Source organism: Deltaproteobacteria bacterium (assembly GCA_029210625.1).
Lineage (GTDB): Bacteria > Myxococcota > Myxococcia > SLRQ01 > SLRQ01 > JARGFU01.
The window spans coordinates 137963-160839 of record JARGFU010000013.1 but is presented as its reverse complement, the minus strand read 5'-3'; the positions used below and the strand labels follow the sequence as shown (position 1 = coordinate 160839).

The following is a 22877-nucleotide window of genomic DNA, read 5'->3' as shown; positions in this document are numbered from 1 at the left end:
CCGTGGAGCCGCCGCGAAGTGGGCGAAAGGTAGCGACCCACCCCCACTCCGTCAAGCGGAACACCGCCCCGGAGGACCTCGATTTCCTTTAGAAATCAGCCGGATAGACGCAGCCTAGAGCGCGACGACCGTCACCGTGTCGATCAGCCAGTACCAGCACCAGGTGCCGCCGTCCTCGTAGCGGAAGCGGACCTGCACCGAGGGCTGGCCGGCGGCGATCGAGGAGAGATCGATCGTCGCCGTCTCTCCGTTGATGCTGTCGACGCTGCTGTAGGTCTCGACGGTGGTCCAGCTCGCCCCCCCGTTCACCGAGACCTCGACGTGGCCGGAGTCGGCCGCATTGTAGTCGTTGTAGTACTGGACGAAGGTCAGGGCGACGAAGGCGTGGCTGCTGGCGTCGAAGGCCGGGGAGACGAGCCCCTCGGAGAGGGTGACGCCGCCGCCGGCCAGATCGCTGTCGACGCAGGCGAAGGCGTTGGTGCTGTTGTTCAGGACCCGCCCGGAGCACTGGCCCCAGGTGTGGCCGTCGGCGCTGCCGTCCTGGAGGGTCCAGCCGGTGAGCGGCCAGGTATCGAAGCTCTCGGAGAGGAGCGTGGTCAGGGTGCAGTCCGAGAGCGGGTTGGCCACCCCGGGCGAGCCGAGGTCACCATCGCCGTAGGGCGTGCTGCCGGCACACCAGACCCCGCCGGCGTCGTTCTGGGTCGCGTCCATCCCTCGCAGCAGCGCCATGGAGGCCCCGGTCTGGTTGGGGAAGGAGGTGCCGCCATCCCAGATCACGACGTCGAGGAGGGCGCCTCCGGCGTCGGTCACCCGCAGGCCGTCGGTCCCGTTGCCCAGATCGATGCCCTTCTGCGCGTTGAAGTCGTAGGGCTCGTAGACCACGTCCACCGCGACCCCGCCGTTCGCGTTCAGGTCCGGCTCGCTGCCGAAGACCAGGTAGCCGCCGGCCGGCAGGCCGAAGGGCTCGGTGAAGGTGTAGCTCTCCCAGGCGTTGGTCTCGTCGCCCACCTTGACCCCGAGGAGCTGGAGATCGGTGCCGGTCGGGTTGTGGAGCTCGAACCACTCCCCCAGCCGGTCGATCACCAGGAGGGGATCGCGCATGACCTCGGTGATGACCAGATCTCCGGCCGCGGTGGGGAGCGACCAGGAGGTGCAGGTGGTCGGCGTCCCGGAGCAGTCGAAGCCACCCTCGAGGAGGCAGAGGTCGGTGCAGCCGTCGAGGCTGGTGTTGTTGCCGTCGTCGCAGGTCTCGTTCCCCTCGAGGGTGCCGCTCCCGCAGGTGAAGACGCAGTCCGCGCCGACGACGGGGCAGTCCCAGCCCTGGGCCACGGCGCCGCAGTCGGCGGCGCAGCCGTCGCCCCCGGCGAAGTTGCCGTCATCGCAGACCTCGGAGGCGTCGATGGTGCCGTTGCCGCAGACGAAGGTGCAGGCGCTCCCCACCGCCGGGCAGTCCCAGCCGCTCTCCACCTCGCAGCTGTCCGAGCAGCCGTCGCCCGCGGTGGCGTTGCCGTCGTCGCACCGCTCGGCGCCGGCGGTGATGACCGAGTCGCCGCAGACGACCGGGGCCACCGTCAGGGTGAACTGCCCCTCGTTGGAGGTCGAGTTCCCGTAGCCGTCGACCACGATGTAGAGGGTCTGGTTGGCGGCCAGCGCCTCGACCGAGAGCTCGTCACCCGCGCCCTGGTCCCGGCAGAAGACCTCGTCGGCGGTGGCCGGATCGCAGACGGCATCCCAGACCCAGAGCACGGGGTCGAACTCGGTGGCCACGACCCGGATCAGGTAGTCCCCGGCCGCCGGCGCCACGAAGCGGGCCACCGCGTCGCCGTTGGCGCCGGAGTTGGTGCAGGAGGCGTTGTAGTCGGCAGCGAAGAGGGAGGTGTCCTTCGACCAGGTGAAGGAGCCGTCGGCCCGGGCGCCGAGGGCGGTGAGGTCGTAGGGATCGGCGCAGCTCCCGCCCTCCCACATGCAGCTGGCGCCGCAGCCGTCGCCGGCGGCGGTGTTGCCGTCGTCGCAGGCCTCGGGCGGGTCGGCGAAGCCGTCGCCGCAGACGATCTGGCGGCAGGCCGAGCCCGCGGCCGGGCAGGCGTAGCCCGCCTCCCGGACACAGAGGTCCGAGCAGCCGTCGCCCGCCGTGGCGTTGCCGTCGTCGCAGGTCTCGCTGCCGTCGATGAAGCTGTCACCGCACTGGATCAGCCGGCAGGCCTGGCCCGCGGCCGGGCAGGTGTAGCCGGGCTCGAGGGCGCAGGTGTCGGAGCAGCCGTCGCCCGCCGTGGCGTTGCCGTCGTCGCAGGCCTCGGTGTTGATCACCAGGCCGTCGCCGCAGATCTGCGGCGCCACGAAGAGGTCGAAGGCCCCCTCGTTGGTGGTGCCGTCGCCCCAGCCGTCGAGCACGATGAAGATCGTCTGGCCGCTCGCCAGGGTGAGGGTGGTGTCCTCGCCCCCGGCGCCGAAGACGGTGTCGACGCAGGCGAGGGAGGTGGAGGCGGCGTCGCAGACCGCGTCCCAGATCCACATCACCGCATCCCAGCCCGGGGTGTAGGCGAGGATGTAGTAGTCACCGGCCGCCGGGGCGGTGAACTCGGCGAAGGCCTCGGGGTTCTGGCCGGTGGTGGCGCAGGGGGCGTCGAGCGAGGCCGTGAAGCCCGCGGTGCTGGCGCTCCAGCGGAAGGTGCCGTTGCCCGTCGCGCCCGAGGTGGCGAGGGGATAGGCCAGGGCGCAGGAGCCGCCCTCGTGGGTGCAGAGGGCAGAGCAGCCATCGGCGTCGGTGTTGTTGCCGTCGTCGCACTCCTCGTCCAGGTCGAGGAGGCCGTCCCCGCACTGCTCGAGACCCAGGCAGTCGGCCCGGCAGCCGTCGCCCTCGGTGGTGTTGCCGTCGTCACAGGCCTCTCCGAGATCGAGCAGGGTGTCGCCGCACTCCTCCCGCCCGAGGCAGTCGGCCCGGCAGCCGTCGCCGTCGGTGGTGTTGCCGTCGTCGCAGACCTCGTTCCCCTGGACGAAGGTGTCGCCACAGGAGCCGGTGACGGTCTGGCAGTCGTAGTCGCAGTAGTCGCCCGCCAGGGTGTTGCCGTCGTCGCAGGCCTCGTTGGTCTGCTGGGTGCCGTCGCCGCAGGCGCCGGTGACGCTCTGACAGTCGGCGGCGCAGTAGTCGCCGTCGGCGGTGTTGCCGTCGTCGCAGGTCTCGTTGATCTGGGTGGTGCCGTCCCCGCAGGCGCCGTCCACGCTCTGGCAGTCGGCCGAGCAGTAGTCGCCGGCGGCGGTGTTCCCGTCGTCGCAGACCTCGTTCGCCTGCTGGGCGCCGTCACCGCAGGCGCCGTCGACCGTCATGCAGTCGGCCGAGCAGTAGTCGCCGTCCGCGGTGTTGCCGTCGTCGCAGGCCTCGAAGGTCTCGAGGGTGCCGTCGCCGCAGGCGCCGTTGGCGGTGAGGCAGTCGGCCGAGCAGTAGTCGCCGTCGGCGGTGTTGCCGTCGTCGCAGGCCTCGTTGGTCTGGAGGGTCCCGTCGCCGCAGGCGCCGGTGGCGGCGGCGCAGTCGGCCGAGCAGTAGTCGCCGTCCACGGTGTTCCCGTCGTCGCAGGCCTCGTTGGTCTGCTGGGACCCGTCACCGCAGCGGCCGGTCACGGCGTCGCAGGCCGCCGAGCAGTAGTCGCCGTCCGCTGTGTTCCCGTCGTCGCAGGCCTCCGAGCCGCTCACCGTCCCGTTGCCGCAGACGTCGGCCGGAGCCACGGTGATCGTGAGGCGCGCCGTCACCGGCGTGGTGTCCTCCCCGCCGGTGGCGGTCAGGGCGTACTCGGTCGTGGCGCCCGGGCTCACCTCGACGCTGCCGCTCTCCACCCCGGCGGCCGAGACGTCGATGGTGTTGCCGGCGTCGTCCACGAGGCGCAGGGAGACGGTGTTCTGGGTCACCCAGGCCAGGGTGCTGCTCTCCCCCGCGGAGATCGAGGAGGGGGTGGCGGTGAAGGACATCACCACCGGCTCCAGGGCCGGATCGCCCCCGGGACAGCCGAGGCCCCCGGCCGTGAGGAGAGCCACCAGCAGGGCAGGACCGAGCTTCGCGAGGCGCTTCATCTTCGAGCATCCTTGTGGGGAGTGTGGACCCCTGAATACACGACACCCCGGCCGATTCAAGCCCGGCCGGGGTGTCCATGTCTGCTATTTCGGATGGCCGAGACCGGCCTCTGCCCTACCCCTTAGGGGTTGGCGGCGCCCGGGGTGGGCGTCGGGCAGTAGGACCAGTCCAGGCTGGCGTTGTCGGTGTCGCGGCCGTTCGAGGCCCGGCGACACATGCTGCCGTCGTAGTTCGGGAAGGCATCCACGGCCGTGGCCGCGCTGCCCTCGACGAGGCTCACGGGGGCGGCGAAGCCGGTGATGACCGCGGCGGTGATCTCGCCCTCGTAGCTCAGGGCGTCGATCAGGGTGTTGGCGACGGAGTCGATCAGCGCGACGCCGTCCGGCGCGCCGTTCTGCATCACGCTGGTGCCGGAGGTGTCGATGGTCATCGCCGCGGCGTCCACCGTCAGCCCGGGGTTCCGGATGACGAGGTAGCCACCGGCCGGCAGCGTGGCGCCGGCGGCCGAGAGGTCGTAGCGGCCGTACTCCGCGTTGTTGTTGCCGTTGACGAAGACCACCGCGAGGTTGGTCAGATCCACGTCGGCGGCGGTGCCGTTGAAGATCTCGACGAACTCGGTGGTGTCGGAGCCGGTCTGGTCGTAGTCGAGCTCGTTGATGACCAGGGCGCCCGGGACCGAGACGCAGGCGTTGCCCGGCACGTCGCAGACGTAGCCGTCCTCGACCAGGCTGCAGGTGTCGTTGCAGCCGTCAGCCGCGGCGATGTTCGAGTCGTCGCACGCCTCCATGCCGGTGAGCCAGCCGTCGCCGCAGACCACGGCGTCGGTGGCGATGTCGAGGGAGTAGGCGCCGGTCACGGCGCCGCCGCCCCAGGTCGAGGCCACCAGGACCAGGCTCTCGCCGGGCATGATGTAGATCTCGACGATCTGGCTGCCGCTGGTGCCGTTGAAGTCGTCGTCACCCTTGATGCAGTTGGCGAGGTCGGCCGGATCGAAGGGATCGTAGAAGACGTGCAGGAAGCCGTCGCCGCTCCAGGCCGCGGTGGCGGTCAGCAGCTGCGGGTAGCCGGTGTTGTTCTCGATCCAGACGGCGTCGAAGTAGTGATCCGCCGGCGAGGTGGCGCCGCAGGTCGAGCCCGGGCGGGCCCACTGCATGTCGGTGGCGTCGATGGACTCGGTGGCGACGATCGAGGCGCCCGGCGCCGCGATCTCGAGGGCGCAGGTGGCGGAGCAGCCGTCGCCGTCGGCGGTGTTGCCGTCCTCGCAGGACTCACCCCAGTCGATGAAGCCGTCGCCGCAGGTGATGGCCCGGCAGGCCGAGCCCGGGGTGGGGCAGACGTAGCCCGCCTCGACGACCATGCAGTCGTCGGAGCAGCCGTCGCCCGCGGTGGTGTTGGTGTCGTCGCAGACCTCGTTGGTCTGGACGGCGCCGTCGCCGCAGAAGCCGGTGATGCTCAGGCAGTCGGCGGCACAGTAGTCGCCGGCGGCGGTGTTGCCGTCGTCACAGGCCTCGGAGGCGGCGGCGTTGGTGACCGAGTCGCCGCAGACCACGAAGGTGCAGTCGGCGTCGCAGGTGGCCGACTCGCCGGAGGTGTCGCAGTCCTCGTTGGTCTGGGTGGTGCCGTCGCCGCAGGAGCCGGTGACGGAGAGGCAGTCGGCGGCGCAGTAGTCGCCGGCGGTGGTGTTGCCGTCGTCGCAGGCCTCACCCGCGGTCACGTTCTGCACGCCGTCGCCGCAGACGTGGGCGGTGCAGTCGGCGTTGCAGGTGGCGGACTCGCCCATGTCGTCGCAGTCCTCGTTGGCCGAGACGTAGCCGTCGCCGCAGATGTCGGGCTCGACGGTGAGGTCGAAGGTGCCCCAGTTGTCGGTGAAGTTCCCGTAGCCATCGACCACGATGAAGATCTCCTGGCCCTGGACCAGGCTGATGATGAGGGACTCGTTGCCGTCGGCGGTCGTGCCGTTCACGCAGCTGAGGACGGTGGAGGTGGAATCGCAGACGCCGTCCCAGACCCACAGCACGACGTTGAAGGTCGCCGTGGAGGGGACCGCGACGAGGTAGTCACCATCGGCCGGGGCCATGAAGTAGGCGAAGGCCTCGGGGTTGTTGCCGGAGACCGTGCAGCTGGCGTTGTTGCTGGCGGTGAAGTTGGTGGTGTCGGCCGACCAGGTGAAGGAGCCGTCGCCGACGGCGCCGTTGGTGTTCAGGTCGTAGGCCAAGGCGCACTCGGAGCCGGGGATCTCGATGGTGCAGTCGGCGGCGCAGCCGTCCAGCGGATCGGTGTTGCCGTCGTCGCACTCCTCGTTGGTCTGCTGGGTGCCGTCGCCGCAGGAGCCGGTCACGCTCATGCAGTCGGCGGCGCAGTAGTCGCCGGCATCGACGTTGCCGTCGTCGCAGGCCTCGTTGGTCTGCTGGGTGCCGTCGCCGCAGGCGCCGATCACGGAGAGGCAGTCGGCGGCGCAGTAGTCGCCGTCCACGGTGTTGCCGTCGTCGCAGACCTCGCCGGCGGTGACGTTGTAGACGCCGTCGCCGCAGGCGTGGGCGGTGCAGTCGGCGTTGCAGGTGGCGGACTCGCCGGAGTCGTCGCAGGCCTCGTTGGTCTGGGTGGTGCCATCGCCGCAGGAGCCGGTCACGCCCATGCAGTCGGCGGCGCAGTAGTCGCCGTCCACGGTGTTGCCGTCGTCGCAGGCCTCGAAGGTCTCGACGGTGCCGTCACCGCAGGCGCCGTTGGAGGTCTGGCAGTCGGCCGAGCAGTAGTCCCCGTCGGCGGTGTTGCCGTCGTCGCAGGCCTCGTTGGCCTGGGGGGTGCCGTCGCCGCAGGAGCCGTCGATGGTCTGGCAGTCGGCCGAGCAGTAGTCCCCGTCGGCGGTGTTGCCGTCGTCGCAGGCCTCGTTGCTCTGGGTGGTGCCGTCGCCGCAGGAGCCGTCGACGGTCTGGCAGTCGGCCGAGCAGTAGTCGCCGTCGGTGGTGTTGCCGTCGTCGCAGGCCTCGTTGGCCTGGGCGGTGCCGTCGCCGCAGAAGCCGTCGATGGTCTGGCAGTCGGCCGAGCAGTAGTCGCCGCCGGCGGTGTTGCCGTCGTCGCAGGCCTCGTTGGTCTGGGCGGTGCCGTCGCCGCACAGGCCGGTCACGGCGGAGCAGTCGGCGGCGCAGTAGTCGCCGGCGGCGGTGTTGCCGTCGTCGCAGGCCTCGGGGCCGGTCACCGAGCCGTCGCCGCAGACGTCGGCGGGGGCCACGGTGATGGTCAGGCGCGCGGTCGCCGGGGTGGTGTCCTCACCGCCGGTGGCGGTCAGGGTGTACTCGGTGGTGGCGCTCGGGCTCACCGCGACGTCGCCGTTGGCGACGCCGGCCGAGGAGATGTCGATCGTGTTGCCCGCGTCATCGACGAGGCTCAGGGAGACCGCGTGGAGGGTCTCCCAGGCCAGGGTGCTGCTGTCACCGTCGACGATCCCCGCGGGCGTGGCGGAGAAGGAGACGATCTCCGGGTTCTGGGCCGGTTCATCCTTGGGACAGCCGATGCTGCCGAGGGCGAGGAGGCCGACCATGCAGGCCGCGCCGAGCTTGGCGAGTCGATTCATCACGAGCTCCTTGAGCTTGATTGGGGTGACCGTCCGTCCCTCGTCGCGCACGAACCCCTCCTGCTGCGAGGGACGGTGAGGAGGCTCGAATAGCGGTGCCCCACCTCAGTGTCAAGGTACGGCAGGCGGCACGGAGAGCCCGAATACCGGGGGTTTCGGCCCCCCGCCGACCGGGATAGCCTGAAGCCCGATATGCCCGCCTCCGCCGCCCTGAGAACCCTCCCCTTCCTGGCCGCCGCCCTCCTCCTGGGGGCCTGCCCGAAGCGGGTGCCCGTGCCGCCGGCACCCCCGCCGGTGCGGGTCTCCCCGGAGAGCGAGCTCGAGGCCCTCCTCGCCACGGACCGGGCCCTGCGCCGGGAGCAGGGCGAGCAGCTCTGGGGCCTCTGGGTGCGCGGGGAGCCCGGCGGGGTGAGCGAGAGCTACGAGCGCTACCCCGCCCTCTCCTCCCGGGCGACCTTCGAGCGCCTCGCCGCCCTCCGGCCCCTCCTCCCCGGCCGGGAGGAGAGCACCCGGGCCCTGCAGCGCTCGGTCGCCGGCAACCTCCTGGCCCGGACGACCGCGGAGGTGGACGGCCGCATCGCCCACCTCCAGGCCACCGCGACCCTCGAGCTGGACGGCGCTCCCCTGCCCTGGCGCGAGCTGGGGCCGAGGCTGGCCCGGGAGTCGGACGCCCGCCGCCGGGAGCAGCTGCGCCAGAGCGCCGCGGCCGTCCAGGCCCGCCACCTCCTGCTCCTGGAGGAGCGCCGGGGCCAGGCCGAGCAGGCGGCGGCGGCTCTCGGCCTCTCGCCCCTCGAGCTGCGCGACCTGCTCCTCCCCGCCCCGGCCGGGGAGCTCGTCGCCCTGGCCCGGGCCCTCCTCGATCAGGACGAGGAGCAGCGCCTCGAGGCGCTGGGGGAGCTGGCCCGGGGGCGGACGGGGGCGGCCCTGGCCGAGCTCCCCGAGAGCGATCTGGGGCGCCTCTTCGCTCCCGAGCCCGGCGAGGAGGCGCTCCTGCCGGCCAGCCGGCTCCTCGACGACCTGGAGCTGCTCCTCCCCGAGGGCGGCAGCCTCGCCGCCGCCGCCTCGACCCTCGCCGCCGGGGAGGACGGCCGGCAGGCTCCCCTCCCCCTTTGCCTGCCGGTCGCGCCGCCGGCGGATCTCCGGCTGGCCCTCTCTCCTCAGGCAGGCCTCCGGGCGCGCCTGGACAGCCTGCGCGAGGCGGTGATCTGCGCCGAGCTCGCGGCCGTCCCGCAGGCGCCCGGAGGGGCCGCCGACCCCCTCCCCGCCCAGCTCGAGGCCTCCGCGCGCGCCCACCAGGCCCTGCACCGGGCCCTCGCGGCCCTCGAGTCCGGGGAGCGCTCCCTGCCGGGCCTGCCCGAGGCCCAGGCCCGGACCCTGGCCCGGCGGGAGGCCGCCCGCCTCCGGGCCGGCGCCCGGCGGGAGGCGGCGCTCCTCCTCTCGGTCCTCACCGCGCCGGAGGGGGCCGCCCTGGCCCACCACGGAAACCTGATGCAGCGCGCGCTGGGCCTCTCCCCCGCCCCGGAGCCGGCCCTGGCCTGGGAGCGGGCCTGGGCCGAGGCGCACCTGCCGGCGCTGGCCGCCCGGGTCCTGGCGACCGCCCGGGCCCACGACCTCCCGGCCGGGCTCGCCGTCAGACCCGAGGCGCCGGCGCGTCCGGGCTCGGGTTCGCCGTTTGACACTCACGGGAGCCTGAAGGAATAGTCGCGAACGACCGCGACGCTGTTTTGCCCCTCGAGGAAAGGAAGAACGCGCATGGGACTCTTCGACAAGGTGAAGGGTGAGGCCAGAAGGCACTTCGTCGTCCGGCCGGACGAGGCGAAGCAGGACATCATCTACAAGCACCCCGACTCCAACATCCGCTGGGGCACCCAGCTGACGGTGGAGGCGGACGAGGTGGCGCTCTTCTTCCGCGACGGCAAGTCGGTGGGCACCATCGGCCCGGGCCGCCACACCCTCGAGGCCAACAACTTCCCCTTCCTGTCGATGCTGGTCGACGCCGTCACCGGCGGGAACCTCTTCGTCACCGAGATCTTCTTCGTCAGCACCCGCGAGATCTCGCAGGTGAAGTTCGGCGGCCCGATCGGTGACGTGCGCGACCCCGAGACGGGCCTCGCCATCGGCACCATGGTGCACGGCGACTTCTCCCTGCGGGTGAGCGATCCCGAGCAGCTGGTCATCGGGCTGGTGGGCCTCGGCCGCAACTCCAACGACGCCTTCGTCGGCTGGTTCAAGAACCTGCTGCTCAAGACGATCCGCGACCGGGTCGCCGAGCTGCTGGTGAAGAAGAAGTGGCCGCTCCTCGACGTGACCTCCGGTGCCTACACCGAGGAGATCGAGGAGGAGGTCATCGAGGGCGCGAAGAAGCACATCGACGGCTACGGCCTGACCGTGGTGCGGCTCGGCAACTTCACCATCGCGATCAAGCCCGAGGACGAGGCCACCCTGAAGAAGTTCTCCAAGGACATGGCCTACTCCCGCATGGCCGGCGGCTTCCAGAGCTACGCCGCGGGCGCCGCGATGCTCGGCGCGGGCGAGGGCATGGCCCAGGGCGGCGGCGGCGGCGGCGGTGGGGGCAACCCGGCCCTCGGCGGCGCGGGCCTCGGCGTGGGCTTCGGCATGGCCCAGATGTTCATGACCCAGCAGCAGCAGCAGCAGCAGGCGCCCCCGCCTGCTGCGGCCCCGGCGCCGGCCGCGGCCCCGGCGCTCGTCACCTGCACCGGCTGCAACGCCCAGGTCCCCCCGGGCAAGTTCTGCTCGGGCTGCGGCGCCGAGCTCACCCAGGCCAGCGCCTCGGGCGGCTTCTGCACCGGCTGCGGCGAGAAGCTCGCGCCGGGAGCCCGCTTCTGTGCGGGCTGCGGGACCAAGACCGGCTGACCTCCGGTCATCAGCTATCAGCTATCAGCTGTCAGCTATCAGCTCGGGCGGTGCCTCGGCGCCGCCCGTTGCTGTTTGGGACAACCGGCTCGACGCCAGCATCGGGGTCCGAGCTTCCGGCGAACGAACTGACAGCTGACAGCTGATAGCTGATAGCCGAGGGAGCGGAGCGAGCTCTAGAGGAGCACGCCCACGACCTCACGGATCTGCGCGAACTGCACCGGCTTGCGCAGGACCTCGGTCGCGCCCGCGCTGCGAGCCTCGCGGCAGGCGTCCTCGTCGCCGGCGGTGATGACGATCACCGGCAGGGGCGCGAGGGTCTCGTTGGCCCGCACCCGGGCGAGCACCTCGGTGCCGTCGAGCACCGGCAGCATCAGGTCGAGGATCACCAGATCGAAGGGCTGCGCCGTGGTGAGGGTCTCCTCCAGCTTGCTCCAGGCCTGGTGCCCGTCGGTGGCGCCCGCGACCTCGACCTCGACCTCGTCACCGAGCTTCTCGGCCACGATGCGCTTGAAGGCGTAGCGGAAGATCTCCGAGACGTGAGGGTTGTCCTCGACGACCAGGACCCGGAAGGTCTTCTTGCTGGAATCGGACTGAGTCACCGTACCGACCTTCTCGCTCGCTTCTGGAGGGCACCCTCACGGGCCCTCCCCACGGTCAAAGACCATGACATGGTGAAGGCAGCGCAGCAAGCAATTGCCTCCGCCAGAGGGGCGTAATTTTGCGCCTAGAGCGGATCCTCGACCCGCACCAGATAGTACTTGTTGTTGGTGCGATCGACGATCTGAGCGCGGTGCCGGGAGAGGACCGACCTGAGCCCCTTGTAGCGTCCCTGCTCGACGAGCACGTACTCGGCGCCGGGCTCGGCCACGAACTTCCGTAGCTTGCCGGCGTCCTTGATCTGGACCACCGAGTTCTGGCTGTAGAGGGTCTCGCCTCGCCAGTTCATGTAGTAGGCGGCGATCGGCTCGTCACCCTCCCGGGTCTGGTAGTAGGTCCAGAAGAGGTCGCGCTGGCTCCAGTGGGGCGAGAGCTGCACCCAGTGCACCCAGCCGAGGTAGGCCGAGAAGAGGAAGGCGATCGCCAGCAGACCGGCGACGAGGGAGCGGCGCCGCTGCCAGAAGTAGCTCCAGACCAGTAAGAGGCCCCCGAGCACGAAGAAGACGGCGAAGAGGCGCCGGGGATCGACCTCGCGGCTGGGGTAGGGCCGCCCGTAGTTGTAGACGTAGAGGTCGGCCAGGTGCTTGGGCGTCATCGCGAGGTTCTGGGCGATGACGACGAAGAGGATCACCCCGAGGAGCAGGGCCACCTGGTGCGGGCGGATCCCCTCCTCCCAGATGCGGTGCAGGGCGTAGCCCGAGACGAGGGCCAGGGGCGGCAGCATCGGGAAGCCGTAGTGGTGGAACTTGGTGGCCGAGAGGGAGAAGGTCCCGTAGCCGACCAGGATCCAGAGGAAGGCGAAGAAGAGGGCCTGGGCGCGCCGGCCCTTCAGGCCCGCCGCCAGGTCCCGGGCCGCGATGGTGAGGCTCGCCGGGAAGAGGACCACCCAGGGGAAGGTGCCGAAGCCGACCTGCTCGATGAAGTAGGTGAAGGTCCCGCCGGGGGTCGTGGTGTGCACGCCCATCCCGATCCGCTTGAAGTGGTCGTGCACGAAGAAGCGGTAGGCGAAGTTCTTGAACTCGTCGTCCTTGCCGTTGAAGAGGGACATCACCACGAACCAGGGCGCGCCGATGACGGCGGTCAGGAGCGCGCCGGTGGGGATGCGCAGGCGGGAGACGAGGCCCCAGCGCCCGGTGAGCACCAGGAAGAGGAGCGCCACCGCCCCCGGCAACGCCACCCCCAGGAGGCCCTTGGCCAGGGTGGCGAAGCCGACGAAGGCATAGAAGACGTAGAGCCAGAAGGGGTCGGGGTCGTCGGTCGCCTCCTCGTCCTCCACCGCGGCCTCGGCCTCGGCCGGCGCCTTGCCGAAGAGGGCGATCATCAGGGCGCAGATCGCGGCGGTCACCAGGGAGACGAAGGGCATGTCGGTCATCGCCTGGCGAGCGATGAGCCCGTACATCGGCATGGTGGCCAGCGCGACGGCCGCCAGCGCCCCCACCCGCCGCGACCAGATCCGGGCGCCGGCCAGGTAGACCATCGCCACCCCGAGGATCGCCAGCAGGGCGATGGGCAGCCGCACCGCCCACTCCAGGTAGATGGAGAGGGCACCGCCGGGACCGGCGAGGCCGACGATCTTCATCCCGAGGGCCATCAACCAGAAGGTGAGCACCGGCTTGGAGAAGAAGTAGGCCCGCTCCCAGTAGGGGTGGACGTAGTCGTTGCGCTCGATCATCGAGCGCGCGACCTCGCTGTAGTGCGTCTCCCAGGGATCCCAGAGCCCCACCGAGCCGAGGAAGGGAAGGAAGATCAGGCCCGCGAAGGCCACCACCAGGAGCAGGCCGCGCCGCTCGGCGGAGAGGCGCCCGAGCAGCCGCGCTGGCGCGCTCTCCCGCAGGAAGGCGGGAACGAGGGCGTCGATCATCCCGGGCATCGACCCGCTCTCCTGGACCTCGGTGTCCGCGCTCGGCTTCTTCTTCCCCACGGTGGCGCGGGATTCTGCCGTGAGGCCGGATGGGGGTCAAACCGGAACGAAGCTGCGGCCGGTCGCACATCGGCTAGGATGGGGGGTGGAGATGCGAGCGAGTGCCGACCGGCGAGGGCGGGCCGACGCCCTCTGGCGACTGGAGAGAGCGGCCTTCGTGGCCGGCGCCCGGCCCCACGCCCTGCCCGGCGGCGAGCTCTACCTCCACCCGGAGGTGCCCGAGGTCTGGGACGCCTCCTTCGTGGCCAACCTCCGCTTCCCCCTGGACGTGGACCGCCTCCTCGAGGCCGCCGCCCATGGTTTCTCCCTGGCGGGCTGCGGGCACCACAAGCTCTGGGTCCGGCAGGCCGACGCCTTCCCGACCTTCGGACGGCGGCTCGTCGAGCGCGGCTTCTCCGAGCGGCGGATGGTGATCATGAGCGCCCCCACCGAGGCGCTGCCCCCCCGCCGCCCGCCCCCCGCGGGCCTGCGGATCGAGCCGGTGCGTGACTCCGCGGACCGGCGAGACCTGGCCTTCGCCCGCGAGGGCTGCCGGCGGGACGCTCCCTGGTTCGGCCCCGAGGTCTGCCGGGCGCTGGACCGCTGGGAGGACGTGCAGGCCCGCACCCTCGGCCTGCAGTGGCTGGTCGCCTACCTGGAGGACGAGCCCGTCGGGGCGGTGGGGCTGCTCGAGACCGAGGACGGGGCCTCGCTCCAGAGCCTCGCCACCGTCAGCCACCTGCGCCGCCAGGGCATCGGCCAGGCGCTGATCGCCAAGGTGCGGTGGCTCGCCCGCAGCCGCGGCCACGCCACCCTCTCCCTGCTCACCGACCTGGACTCCGACCCCCAGGCGCTCTACCACCGCCTCGGCTTCCTGGACACGCTCGAGGTGAGGTCGTATCAGCGAGCCATCTGATGAGGAGCCGACCTTGAAGCCCACGCCGATCCACCTCGCCCCCCTGGCTCTCTTCCTGCTCGCGAGCGGCTGCCAGACCCTCGCCCCCCTGGAGTTCCCCCCCGACGCCGGGGGCTGCCAGAGCGACGACGCCTGCAAGGGTGATCGGATCTGCGTGCAGGGGGCCTGCGTCTACCCCGACGCGCTCCCCGACGGTGGCGACCCGGACGGCGGCGTGCCCGACGGCACGATCCCCGACGCCGGCAAGCCCGACGGCGGCGGCACGGCGCCGGGCTTCGGAGAGCTGGGCGGCGCCTGCCAACTCGCCACCGACTGCGTCGATCCCGGGGCGGTCTGCATCCAGGACCTCCCCGAGGGCTACTGCGCGATCCCGGGCTGCCGCAGCTGCCCCGAGGGCGGGGTCTGTGTGCTGACCGAGAACGGGGAGCCGATCTGCATCGACGGCTGCGAGAGCGACGCCGACTGCCGCGAGGGCTACCAGTGCGCCGATCCCTTCGGGGCCCTCGCCTGCGTCCCCTCCCAGGGCGGCGGAGAGAGCCCGGTGGGTGGCGAGTGCGGCACCGCCGCCGACTGCGCCGGCGTCCCCTCCTTCTGCATCGCCGACTGGCCCGGCGGCTACTGCGTCCACGGGGACTGCGACGCCTGCCCGGAGGGCAGCGCCTGCGTGCGGGACCAGGACTTCGCCGCCTGCATGGCCACCTGCCAGAGCGACGCGGACTGCCGGCCGGAGTACGTCTGCCTCAACTTCCGGCGCGAGCAGTTCTGTTTCTTTGGAGGTTAGGGGGAGCGTCCGCTCCCCCTAACGACCCCCAGCTCGCGCCTGGGGTGAACGGCTCCGCTGGCCCTGCGGCGGCTGGGCGCCGCCTCCGGGCCGCTCCGAAGAGAGAAGCCGAGGCGAACCCCTGCCGGTTCGGGGGAGCGTCCGCTCCGAAACCGGTCAGCGGGCGAGGCGCTGCAGTGACCTCGAGGTGAAGGTCTCGGGGGGGAACTCGGCGGAGAAGTCGACCTCGCCGAGGGACATCTTGGTCCAGGTCTCCTTCTGCACGTTCCGCATCGTCGACTCGGTGGCCACGAAGCGCTCGCCCCGCTTCTCCACCTTCTGGACCTCGAGGACCTTCAGCAGCTTCTCCTTGCGATCGAAGAGCTCGATCTTCACGGGCACCAGGGTCTCCTGCTGCACCCAGAGCTCGGCCCGGCTGTAGGCGTCGTCCTTGTCCGGGGTCTTCGGGCGGGTCGAGAGGTGCCAGACCTTCTTGCCCTCCAGGGTCTCCTCACCGACGAGCTCGCAGTGGTTGTCCTCGGCGTCCCGGGTCTCGAGGTCGGCGTAGGAGAAGTCGGTGCCCATGAAGGAGCCCTTCTTCGCCGAGCCGCTGATCCGCCGGACCTTGCCCAGCGCCGGCAGGAACATGTGCTGCTCGTCGTCCTTCCCCTCGCGCTCCAGGGTGAGGAAGGCGGTGCCGGCCACGTCGGCGGGGGCGAGGATCTGCACCCGGGTCCGCAGCAGCCCCTCCTCCTGCATGCTCTGGATCTCCAGCGAGCGCTGCCGCGGCTTCCCGGTGCGGGGGTGGGTCTCCAGCTCGAGGACGGCCTTCCCGCTCTGCACCCCCATCCCCAGCTTGTCCTCGGAGCGCTCCAGGATGGAGGCGCAGGTCTCGGCCTCGCCGCGCGCCGCGGCGGGAAGGAGGAGGAGGGCGAGGGCGATCGGCTGGACCAGCTTCTTCATGAGGGAAAATCTGGCACGAAGCGCGCGCCCCCGTCACCCGCCTCAGGGGGCCAGCGGCTCCGGGAGCGCCGGCAGGTGGTGAGCCAGCTGGCGCACCCGCGGATCCTCCGGCGCCAGCGCGAGGAGCTCTTCCAGCCGCTCGTGGGCGCGGGACAGGTGATCCTGCTGCAGGTCGTAGCGCACGCCGAGGAGGAGGAGCTCGACGCGCTCCTCGGGATCGGTGGTCTCGGGCAGCAGGCCGTCGAGGAGCCGGACCCCCTCCTCGAGCGCGTCGACCTCGTCGACCCAGAGCCGGGCCAGCGCCAGGCGCGCCGGCCGCTGGGAGGCGTTCCGCGCGAGCACGTCCTCGTAGGTGGCCACCGCCCTCTGCCGCTCACCGGTGCGCTGCCAGGCCTCGGCCAGGCGCAGGTGCGCCTCGAGATCGCCCGGATCGAGGAGCGTCGCCGCCCGGGCCAGGCGCAGGGAGCGGGGCTCGGTCAGCCGGATCGAGTCCTTCATCTGATCGAAGATGGGCTGGTAGCGCTGGAAGCGATCGGTGGGGGCGTACATCGCCACCGCGCAGGCGATCTCTCCCCGGGCGAAGACGTAGAGGGTCAAGAGGTAGGAGACCGTCGGCCCGTTGCGCGGTGAGGCCTCGAAGGCCGCCCGGTAGAGCAGGGCCTCGCGGCCGGCGACGACGGCCGGCCGGGGCGGCTCCCGGCGCACCCCCCGGTAGAGGCCCTGGTGCTCCCGCATCTCCAGCACGTTGGAGAACCACTGGTCCGCGACGGCCTCCAGGTCGATCGGCGCGGCCTGCTCCCGGGCGTCCGCCTGCAGGTAGGTGGGCACGGGAAGGCCGTTGGAGAAGCCGATCTGCCCCAGGTCGGTGATGGCCCGCCGCCAGCCCAGGGGGTGGGCGACCTCCAGGCCCAGGTCGTCGTCCCGCTCGACCACCAGGCTGGCGCCGAGGCGGGTCCAGGCCGGCCCCACGGCGAAAGTGAGGCCGATGACGGCCACGGTCAGGCCGTAGCGCAGCACCCGCCGCCGCCCCAGGTTCGTGCCGGCGTCGAGGAGGCGGGGCCGCATGAGGAAGGTGCAGAGGGAGCCGCCGAGGAGCCCGCCGAGGTGCCCCCAGTTGTCGATGCCGGCGCTCATCCAGCCCAGCCAGAGGAAGATGAGGACGTAGGGCACCACCGCCCCCCCGAAGAAGCGGCGGTAGCGGCGCGGGATGATGTCCCGGTACTTCAGGCCGAAGACCACCACCCCCCCGAAGCAGCCGAAGACGATCCCGCTGGCGCCGGCCGAGATCTGCGAGGAGCCCAGGAAGGAGAGGATGGTGGTCCCCAGGGCCGAGGCCAGGACGATCAGCAGGTAGTCGTGCTTGCGGTAGGTGTTCTCGAGGGCGCCGCCGAGGTTGAAGAGGAAGAAGAGGTTGAAGCCCAGGTGCAGCAGATCGCGGTGGACGAAGTTCGCCGTGAGCAGGCGCCAGCTCTCCCCCAGGTCGGTGATCAGCGGCCCGGCCTTCGCCCCCAGCCGGACCAACTCGGCCGTCAGGTTGCCGGAGCCCTCGGCCAGGAGGACCTGCCCGGCGACGAAGACGGCGACGTTGGCCACCAGGATGACGGTGGTCAGCGCCGGGAAGCTCGCCAGGTTGAAGTAGCGCTTGAAGTAGATCCGGCTCGGGCTGTAGAGGCCCCGGAAGATCTCCAGCTCCCGGGCGGGCACGAAGTCCTCGCCGGAGACCACCGGGAAGCAGACGGGGGTGTCGGGGGGGATCTCACCCCGGACCACCCGGGACTCGAACTCCCCCAGATCGAGGGTCTCTTCCCCCGTCTGGGTGCGGATCCGGATCATGCCTGGAATCGGGAGAGTATAGCGAATCCCCGCCCCCGGGGGCGGACCCCCCTCCAGCCCGGGGTGGCCCCGTTTTCGGGGCCCGTGGTACAAAATTGGGGTTAGCCCCCGATTCTCCCCAAGGTTCCCAACGGTGCATTCGTGAAGCTCATCATCGAGGATGACGAGGGACGCAAGACAGTCGTCCCCTTCGTTCGAGACGAGATCTCCATCGGTCGCAACGAAGGCAACACCATTCGTCTGACCGAACGGAACGTCTCGCGCCGACACGCCCGCTTCTTGAAGGGCAACGGCCACGTCTTCATCGAGGACCTCGGCTCCTACAACGGAGTCCGGGTGAACGGTGATCAGGTCCAGGGCCGGGCCGAGGTGCAGGAAGGCGACCTCATCGAGATCGGAGACTACAACCTCGCGGTGCAGGCCGAGGCCGGTGAGGTGCTCGGCGCGGCGGCCACCGCGAGCGAGGCGCGGGAGATCACCTCTCCGGGGACCCAGATCCCCACCACCCCCTCGGCCCCGGTGGCCGAGCCGCCCTCGCAGGAGCTCACCCCGCCCCCGAGCCCCTCCGCGGCTCCGCCGCCGCCGGCTCCGGTGCAGCCCGAGCCCACGATCCCCACCGCCCGCGCCGCGGTGCCGGCCCCCTTCGATCTGCCCGCGGCCCACACCGAGTACGAGCAGCCCGAGCGCCCGAAGCACGAGTCGACGGCGATCATCAAGGTCGACTTCGACGCCCTCGGGAAGAAGGCCCAGGAGCGGCAGCTCGAGCAGGGCGAGCAGCCCTCGCTGGTCGTCATCAGCACCGAGTACGCCGGCCAGACCTACGTCCTCGACCGCACGGTGGTCTCCATCGGGCGCACCGACGAGAACGACATCCAGATCGACCACCGCTCGATGTCCCGACGGCACTGCCGGATCTTCCTCGACGAGGAGGGGGTCTGGAAGGTCGCCGACCTGGGCTCGGCGAACGGCGTGCGGGTGAACGGCGAGGAGTACGGGCTCATCGACGTCCGACCCGGCGACGTCATCGAGCTGGGTCATCTGAAGATCCGCTTCTGCGCCCCCGGTGAGGACTACGTCTACACCGGCGAGGAGGACGGAGAGCCGGCCTTCGCGGCGGCGGCGGCGGCCGCGCCCGCCCGCGCCGCGGTCGACGACGAGGCGATGCCCTCCCGGGGCGTCCCCCTCCCCTGGGTCATCGGCGGCGCCGCGGTCGTCCTCGTCCTGGCGGTCGGCGGCATCTGGATGGCCACCGGCAGCGGCGGCGAGGATCCGAAGCCCGATCCCGGCGGCGAGACCCTGCCCATCCCCGACCCCCGGGCCAACGTCACCCCGACCCCGGACCCCACCCCGACCCCCGATCCCGATCCGGGCACGGCGGTGGCCGACAACGCCGAGGCGCTGCGCCAGGCCATCCAGACCGCCAGCGAGGCGGTGGAGCGCCAGGACTGGCCCGCCGCGAAGGACGCCTACGAGAAGGCCCTCGAGCTCGACGAGAGCAACGCCGCGGCCCAGGCGGGCCTCAAGCAGGCGGCCCTCGAGGACGAGGCCCACCGCCGCTTCCGGGAGGCCAAGGACCTCCTGGCGGAGGAGCGCTTCGTCGAGGCCGCGCAGGCCTTCGCGATGGTCCCCGCCGGCTCGCTCCTCGAGAACGACGCGCGCTCCCAGAGCACCTTCGCGCGCCGACGCGCCGCCGACCGGCTGCGCTCGGACGCCAAGGCGGCCCTGGGCATCAAGGACTACGAGGGCGCGATCACCGTCGCCGAGAACTGGCTCGAGTTCGAACCCGAGAGCCGCGAGGCCCAGAAGATCCTCGAGCGGGCCGAGACCGCGCAGCGCAAGGCGGAGCGAGCCCCGCCCCCGCCCAAGCCCAAGCCGATCGTCAAGAAGGATCCCCCGCCCCCGAAGCCGCAGGCCGACACCAAGGTCCAGGAGGCCAAGGACGCCCAGACCAAGGGCGTGCAGTTCCTCCAGAAGGGCAAGTTCGAGCTGGCCGCCAAGCAGTTCGAGCGGGCCCTCAAGCTCGACCCCAAGGGCCAGGGGATGACCCACAAGATGCTGGGCATCTGCTACGCGCGGCTGGGCAACAAGGATCTGGCCGCCAAGCACTACCGTCTCTACGTTCAGAAGAACCCCAGCGCCTCCGACGCAGCCAAGGTCCGCCAGATCCTGGAGAAGTACGACGCCAGCAAGAGCGGCTAGCCCGACGATCAGCAGGAGAGCAACCGAGCATGGCCAGCCCAGCAGCCTCGAAAACCGAGCAGCCCACCTCACAGAAGGGCTTCGAGGTCCGGGTCCTGGTCATCGACGATGACCAGGACGTCTGTGACTACCTCGTCATGCTCCTCGAGCGGGAGGGCTACGAGGCCACCGCGCTGACCAACCCGAGGGACGCCGCGGGGGTCCTGCGCAAAGGCGAGTTCCACCTGGTCATCCTCGACCTGATGATGCCGGGCATGGACGGCACCGAGGTCCTCAAGGAGATCCGCCGCATCGACGACGACGTGGCGGTGATCATCTTCACCGGCTACCCCTCGATGGACACGGCCATCACCAGCCTGCAGCACCAGGCCTCGGACTACCTGAAGAAGCCCTTCCGGGTGGAGGAGTTCCGGGACGCCGTGCAGCGGGCGCTGGAGTCCAAGGGCCTGGTCCTCGACCCCGAGGGTGCCCTGCACCGCTCCATCGGCACGACGATCCGGAACCTGCGCAAGGAGCGCAACCTGACCCTGAAGCAGCTCTCCCGCCGGACGGCGCTCTCGGTCAGCCTGCTCTCGCAGATCGAGCGGGCCGAGTCCTCGGCCTCGGTCTCGTCGCTCCACAAGATCGCCAGAGCCCTGCGGGTCAAGCTGACGACCTTGTTCGGCGACTTTTAGGGCGCGCTACTCGAGGACGGCGACGACCTGGCCCTCGTCGACCGCCTCGCCCTCGGCGACCTTGATCTCCGCGACGACGCCGTCGTCCGGGGACTCGACGGGCATCTCCATCTTCATGGACTCGAGGATGAGGATGATGTCGCCCTCCTCGACCTCGTCCCCCGCCTGCTTCTCGATCTTCCAGACGGTCCCGGTGATGTGCGCTTCCACGTTGGTGGCCATTGGGTCTTCTCCTAGAGGTGGTCTTCGAAGAAATGGGTCGAGAGGTCCCCGCGCGCGAAGGCCTCGGTCTTCAGCACCGCGCGGTGGGTGGGGAGGTTGGTCTTGATACCCTCTACCACGAAGTCCTCGGCGGCGCGCAGCGCCCGCTCGATGGCCTGCGCCCGATCCTCACCGTGGACGATCAGCTTGGCGATCAGGGGATCGTAGTAGGGGGTGACGGTGTCGCCCTCGGCGTAGCCGGCGTCCACCCGCACGCCCTCCCCCTCCGGCAGGACGAGGCGGGTGATCTTCCCCGGCGAGGGGAAGAAGTTCTTGTCGGGATCCTCGGCGTAGATCCGCAGCTCGAAGGCGTGCCCCGAGCGCTTCACCGCCTCCTGGCCGAAGCCGATGGGCTCGCCGGCGGCGATCTTCAGCTGCAGCTGGACGAGGTCGACGTCGCAGGTCAGCTCGGTGCAGGGGTGCTCGACCTGCAGGCGAGTGTTCATCTCGATGAAGTGGAAGGCGCCGTCGGCGACCAGGCACTCGACCGTGCCCAGGCCCAGGTAGTCGACCTGCTTCGCCAGGGCCACGGCGGCGTCGCGCATGGCCTGGGCGAGCTCCGGGTTCTGACCGTCGAGGAAGAGGGGGCTGGGCGCCTCCTCGGTCACCTTCTGGTGCCGGCGCTGGATCGAGCACTCGCGCTCGAAGAAGTGCAGGTGGTTGCCCTGGCTGTCGGAGACCACCTGGATCTCGACGTGCCGGGGGCGCTCGAAGAGCCGCTCGATGTAGAGGGAGCCGTCTCCGAAGGCGGACTGGGCCCGGCGGGCGCTGGCCTCGAAGGCCTTCTGCAGGCCCTTGTCGTCCTTCGCGATGGTCATGCCGATGCCGCCGCCGCCGGCGACGGCCTTGAGCAGCACCGGGTAGCCGATCTCCTCGGCGATGGCCCGGGCCCCCTCGAGGTCGACGGGCTCCTCGGAGCCGGGCACCACCGGCACCCCCGCCGCGGCCGCGATCTTCCGGGCCTCCACCTTGTCCCCCATCCGGGAGATGACCTCGGGGCGAGGCCCGATGAAGGTGAGGCCGGCGTCGACCACCGCCTGGGCGAAGCCGGCGTTCTCGGCCAGGAAGCCGTAGCCCGGGTGGATCGCCTCCGCCCCGGTCTCCTGGGCTGCCGCGAGGATCTTCGGGATCTGGAGGTAGCTGTCCTGGGCCCGGGCGGGTCCGATGGCCACGGCCTCGTCGGCCGCCTTGACGTGGAGGGCCCCCTCGTCGGCCTCGGAGTAGACGGCGACCGTCTTCACGCCGAGCTCCCGGCAGGCGCGCATGATGCGCAGGGCGATCTCGCCACGATTCGCGATGAGGATCTTGCTGAACATGCCGGAGTTTCTACCCCGGACCTTCAGCGTCGCCTAGTCATCGAAGGCGGAGGACTCGACGCGGTTCCGGCCGGCCGCCTTGGCCCGGTAGAGATACCGGTCGGTCGCCTCGATGAAGGCCGCGATGTCCTTCACCGTGGGCTTCAGCTCGCAGACCCCCACCGAGATCGTGGTGGGGATCTCCACCTCCTGGATCTGGGATCGGAAGAGGAAGCGGTGATCCTCGACGGCTCGCCGGATGCGCTCGGCCAGGACGAAGCCCTCCTGGGAGCGGGTCTGGCGCAGGATGCAGGCGAACTCCTCGCCGCCGTAGCGGGCGAAGATGTCCTCGGTGCGGACCTGGGCGAGCACCACCAGCGCCAGCTGCTTGAGGACGAAGTCCCCGGCGGCGTGGCCGAAGGTGTCGTTCGTCTTCTTGAAGTGGTCGATGTCGAAGAGCATCAGGGTCAGGGGGGCCTGATGCCGCCGGTGCCAGGCGAACTCCTGATCGAGGCGATCGAGGAAGAAGCGCTTGTTGTAGACCCCCGTGAGCCCGTCCTGGGTGGCCGACTCGTAGAGCTGGGCGTGGAACTGCTCCTCGACGCTGTCCTGGTAGCCGTACTTCAGGATGCTGGTGGAGCCGATCTGGATCCGGTCGCCGTCCTGGAGGCTGCGCAGGTCCACCCGCTGGGACTTCACCCAGGTGCCGTTGGTCGAGCCCAGGTCGAGGATCGAGACCGAGCCGTCCGGCCGGCAGATCAGCCGCGCGTGCTTGCGAGAGACGCCATCGTCGTCCAGCATGATGTCGCACTCCGGCGCTCGACCGATGAGCATCTCGCCGGTCACGACCTTGAACATGCGACCCACGGCCTTCCCCGCGAGAACCATCAGGTACGGGTTCTGCGACC

The 22877-nt window shown here is 70.9% G+C and carries 15 protein-coding genes; 6 read left to right on the top strand and 9 right to left on the bottom strand.

Annotation, left to right across the window (positions count from 1 at the left end; all coding sequences use genetic code 11):
• Positions 1-114 precede the first annotated feature (114 nt).
• Positions 115-4062, bottom strand: coding sequence for a DUF4215 domain-containing protein (locus P1V51_14085; GenBank protein MDF1564175.1), 3948 nt, complete (start codon positions 4060-4062; stop codon positions 115-117).
• A 122-nt stretch (positions 4063-4184) separates the two neighbouring features.
• Positions 4185-7634: a DUF4215 domain-containing protein gene (locus tag P1V51_14080; protein ID MDF1564174.1), complete on the bottom strand. Its 3450-nt coding sequence runs from the start codon at positions 7632-7634 to the stop codon at positions 4185-4187.
• A 192-nt stretch (positions 7635-7826) separates the two neighbouring features.
• Here P1V51_14080 and P1V51_14075 point away from each other — a divergent pair, with 192 nt between their 5' ends.
• Positions 7827-9335, top strand: coding sequence for a hypothetical protein (locus tag P1V51_14075; GenBank protein MDF1564173.1), 1509 nt, complete (start codon positions 7827-7829; stop codon positions 9333-9335).
• Between the two features lie 51 nt (positions 9336-9386).
• Positions 9387-10508, top strand: a complete 1122-nt coding sequence (locus tag P1V51_14070; GenBank protein ID MDF1564172.1) for an SPFH domain-containing protein — start codon at positions 9387-9389, stop codon at positions 10506-10508.
• Positions 10509-10684: 176 nt separating this feature from the next.
• On the opposite strand, the gene P1V51_14065 is transcribed toward P1V51_14070, so the two are convergent.
• Complete coding sequence (locus P1V51_14065; protein ID MDF1564171.1) at positions 10685-11110, bottom strand: response regulator; 426 nt, start codon at positions 11108-11110, stop codon at positions 10685-10687.
• A 125-nt stretch (positions 11111-11235) separates the two neighbouring features.
• The gene (locus P1V51_14060; GenBank protein ID MDF1564170.1) at positions 11236-13089 is read right to left on the bottom strand and encodes a glycosyltransferase family 39 protein; all 1854 of its coding nucleotides are present in this window, start codon (positions 13087-13089) and stop codon (positions 11236-11238) included.
• A 91-nt stretch (positions 13090-13180) separates the two neighbouring features.
• Between P1V51_14060 and P1V51_14055 the strand changes: the two genes are divergently transcribed.
• On the top strand, positions 13181-13984 hold the full coding sequence (locus P1V51_14055; GenBank protein MDF1564169.1) for a GNAT family N-acetyltransferase: 804 nt from the start codon (positions 13181-13183) through the stop codon (positions 13982-13984).
• Positions 13985-13997: 13 nt separating this feature from the next.
• Positions 13998-14765 (top strand): hypothetical protein, encoded by a 768-nt coding sequence (locus P1V51_14050; GenBank protein ID MDF1564168.1) that lies wholly within the window; start codon positions 13998-14000, stop codon positions 14763-14765.
• Positions 14766-14921: 156 nt separating this feature from the next.
• Here the strand turns inward: P1V51_14050 and P1V51_14045 are convergent, their stop codons facing one another.
• Positions 14922-15707: an outer membrane lipoprotein-sorting protein gene (locus P1V51_14045; GenBank protein ID MDF1564167.1), complete on the bottom strand. Its 786-nt coding sequence runs from the start codon at positions 15705-15707 to the stop codon at positions 14922-14924.
• A 42-nt stretch (positions 15708-15749) separates the two neighbouring features.
• The gene (locus P1V51_14040) at positions 15750-17540 is read right to left on the bottom strand and encodes a rhomboid family intramembrane serine protease (protein ID MDF1564166.1); all 1791 of its coding nucleotides are present in this window, start codon (positions 17538-17540) and stop codon (positions 15750-15752) included.
• Positions 17541-17681: 141 nt separating this feature from the next.
• Here P1V51_14040 and P1V51_14035 point away from each other — a divergent pair, with 141 nt between their 5' ends.
• Complete coding sequence (locus tag P1V51_14035) at positions 17682-19739, top strand: FHA domain-containing protein (protein ID MDF1564165.1); 2058 nt, start codon at positions 17682-17684, stop codon at positions 19737-19739.
• Positions 19740-19768: 29 nt separating this feature from the next.
• Positions 19769-20413 carry a response regulator gene (locus tag P1V51_14030; GenBank protein MDF1564164.1) on the top strand — a complete coding sequence of 215 codons (645 nt, stop codon included), beginning with the start codon at positions 19769-19771 and terminating at the stop codon, positions 20411-20413.
• Positions 20414-20419: 6 nt separating this feature from the next.
• Here P1V51_14030 and P1V51_14025 read toward each other — a convergent pair whose 3' ends face one another.
• From P1V51_14025 to P1V51_14015, 3 genes are read right to left on the bottom strand one after another with little or no spacing between them, the layout of a single operon-like run.
• The gene (locus P1V51_14025) at positions 20420-20635 is read right to left on the bottom strand and encodes a biotin/lipoyl-binding carrier protein (protein ID MDF1564163.1); all 216 of its coding nucleotides are present in this window, start codon (positions 20633-20635) and stop codon (positions 20420-20422) included.
• Between the two features lie 11 nt (positions 20636-20646).
• Positions 20647-21990, bottom strand: coding sequence for an acetyl-CoA carboxylase biotin carboxylase subunit (locus tag P1V51_14020; protein ID MDF1564162.1), 1344 nt, complete (start codon positions 21988-21990; stop codon positions 20647-20649).
• Positions 21991-22023: 33 nt separating this feature from the next.
• Positions 22024-22857: a GGDEF domain-containing protein gene (locus tag P1V51_14015; GenBank protein ID MDF1564161.1), complete on the bottom strand. Its 834-nt coding sequence runs from the start codon at positions 22855-22857 to the stop codon at positions 22024-22026.
• Between the last annotated feature and the right edge of the window lie 20 nt (positions 22858-22877).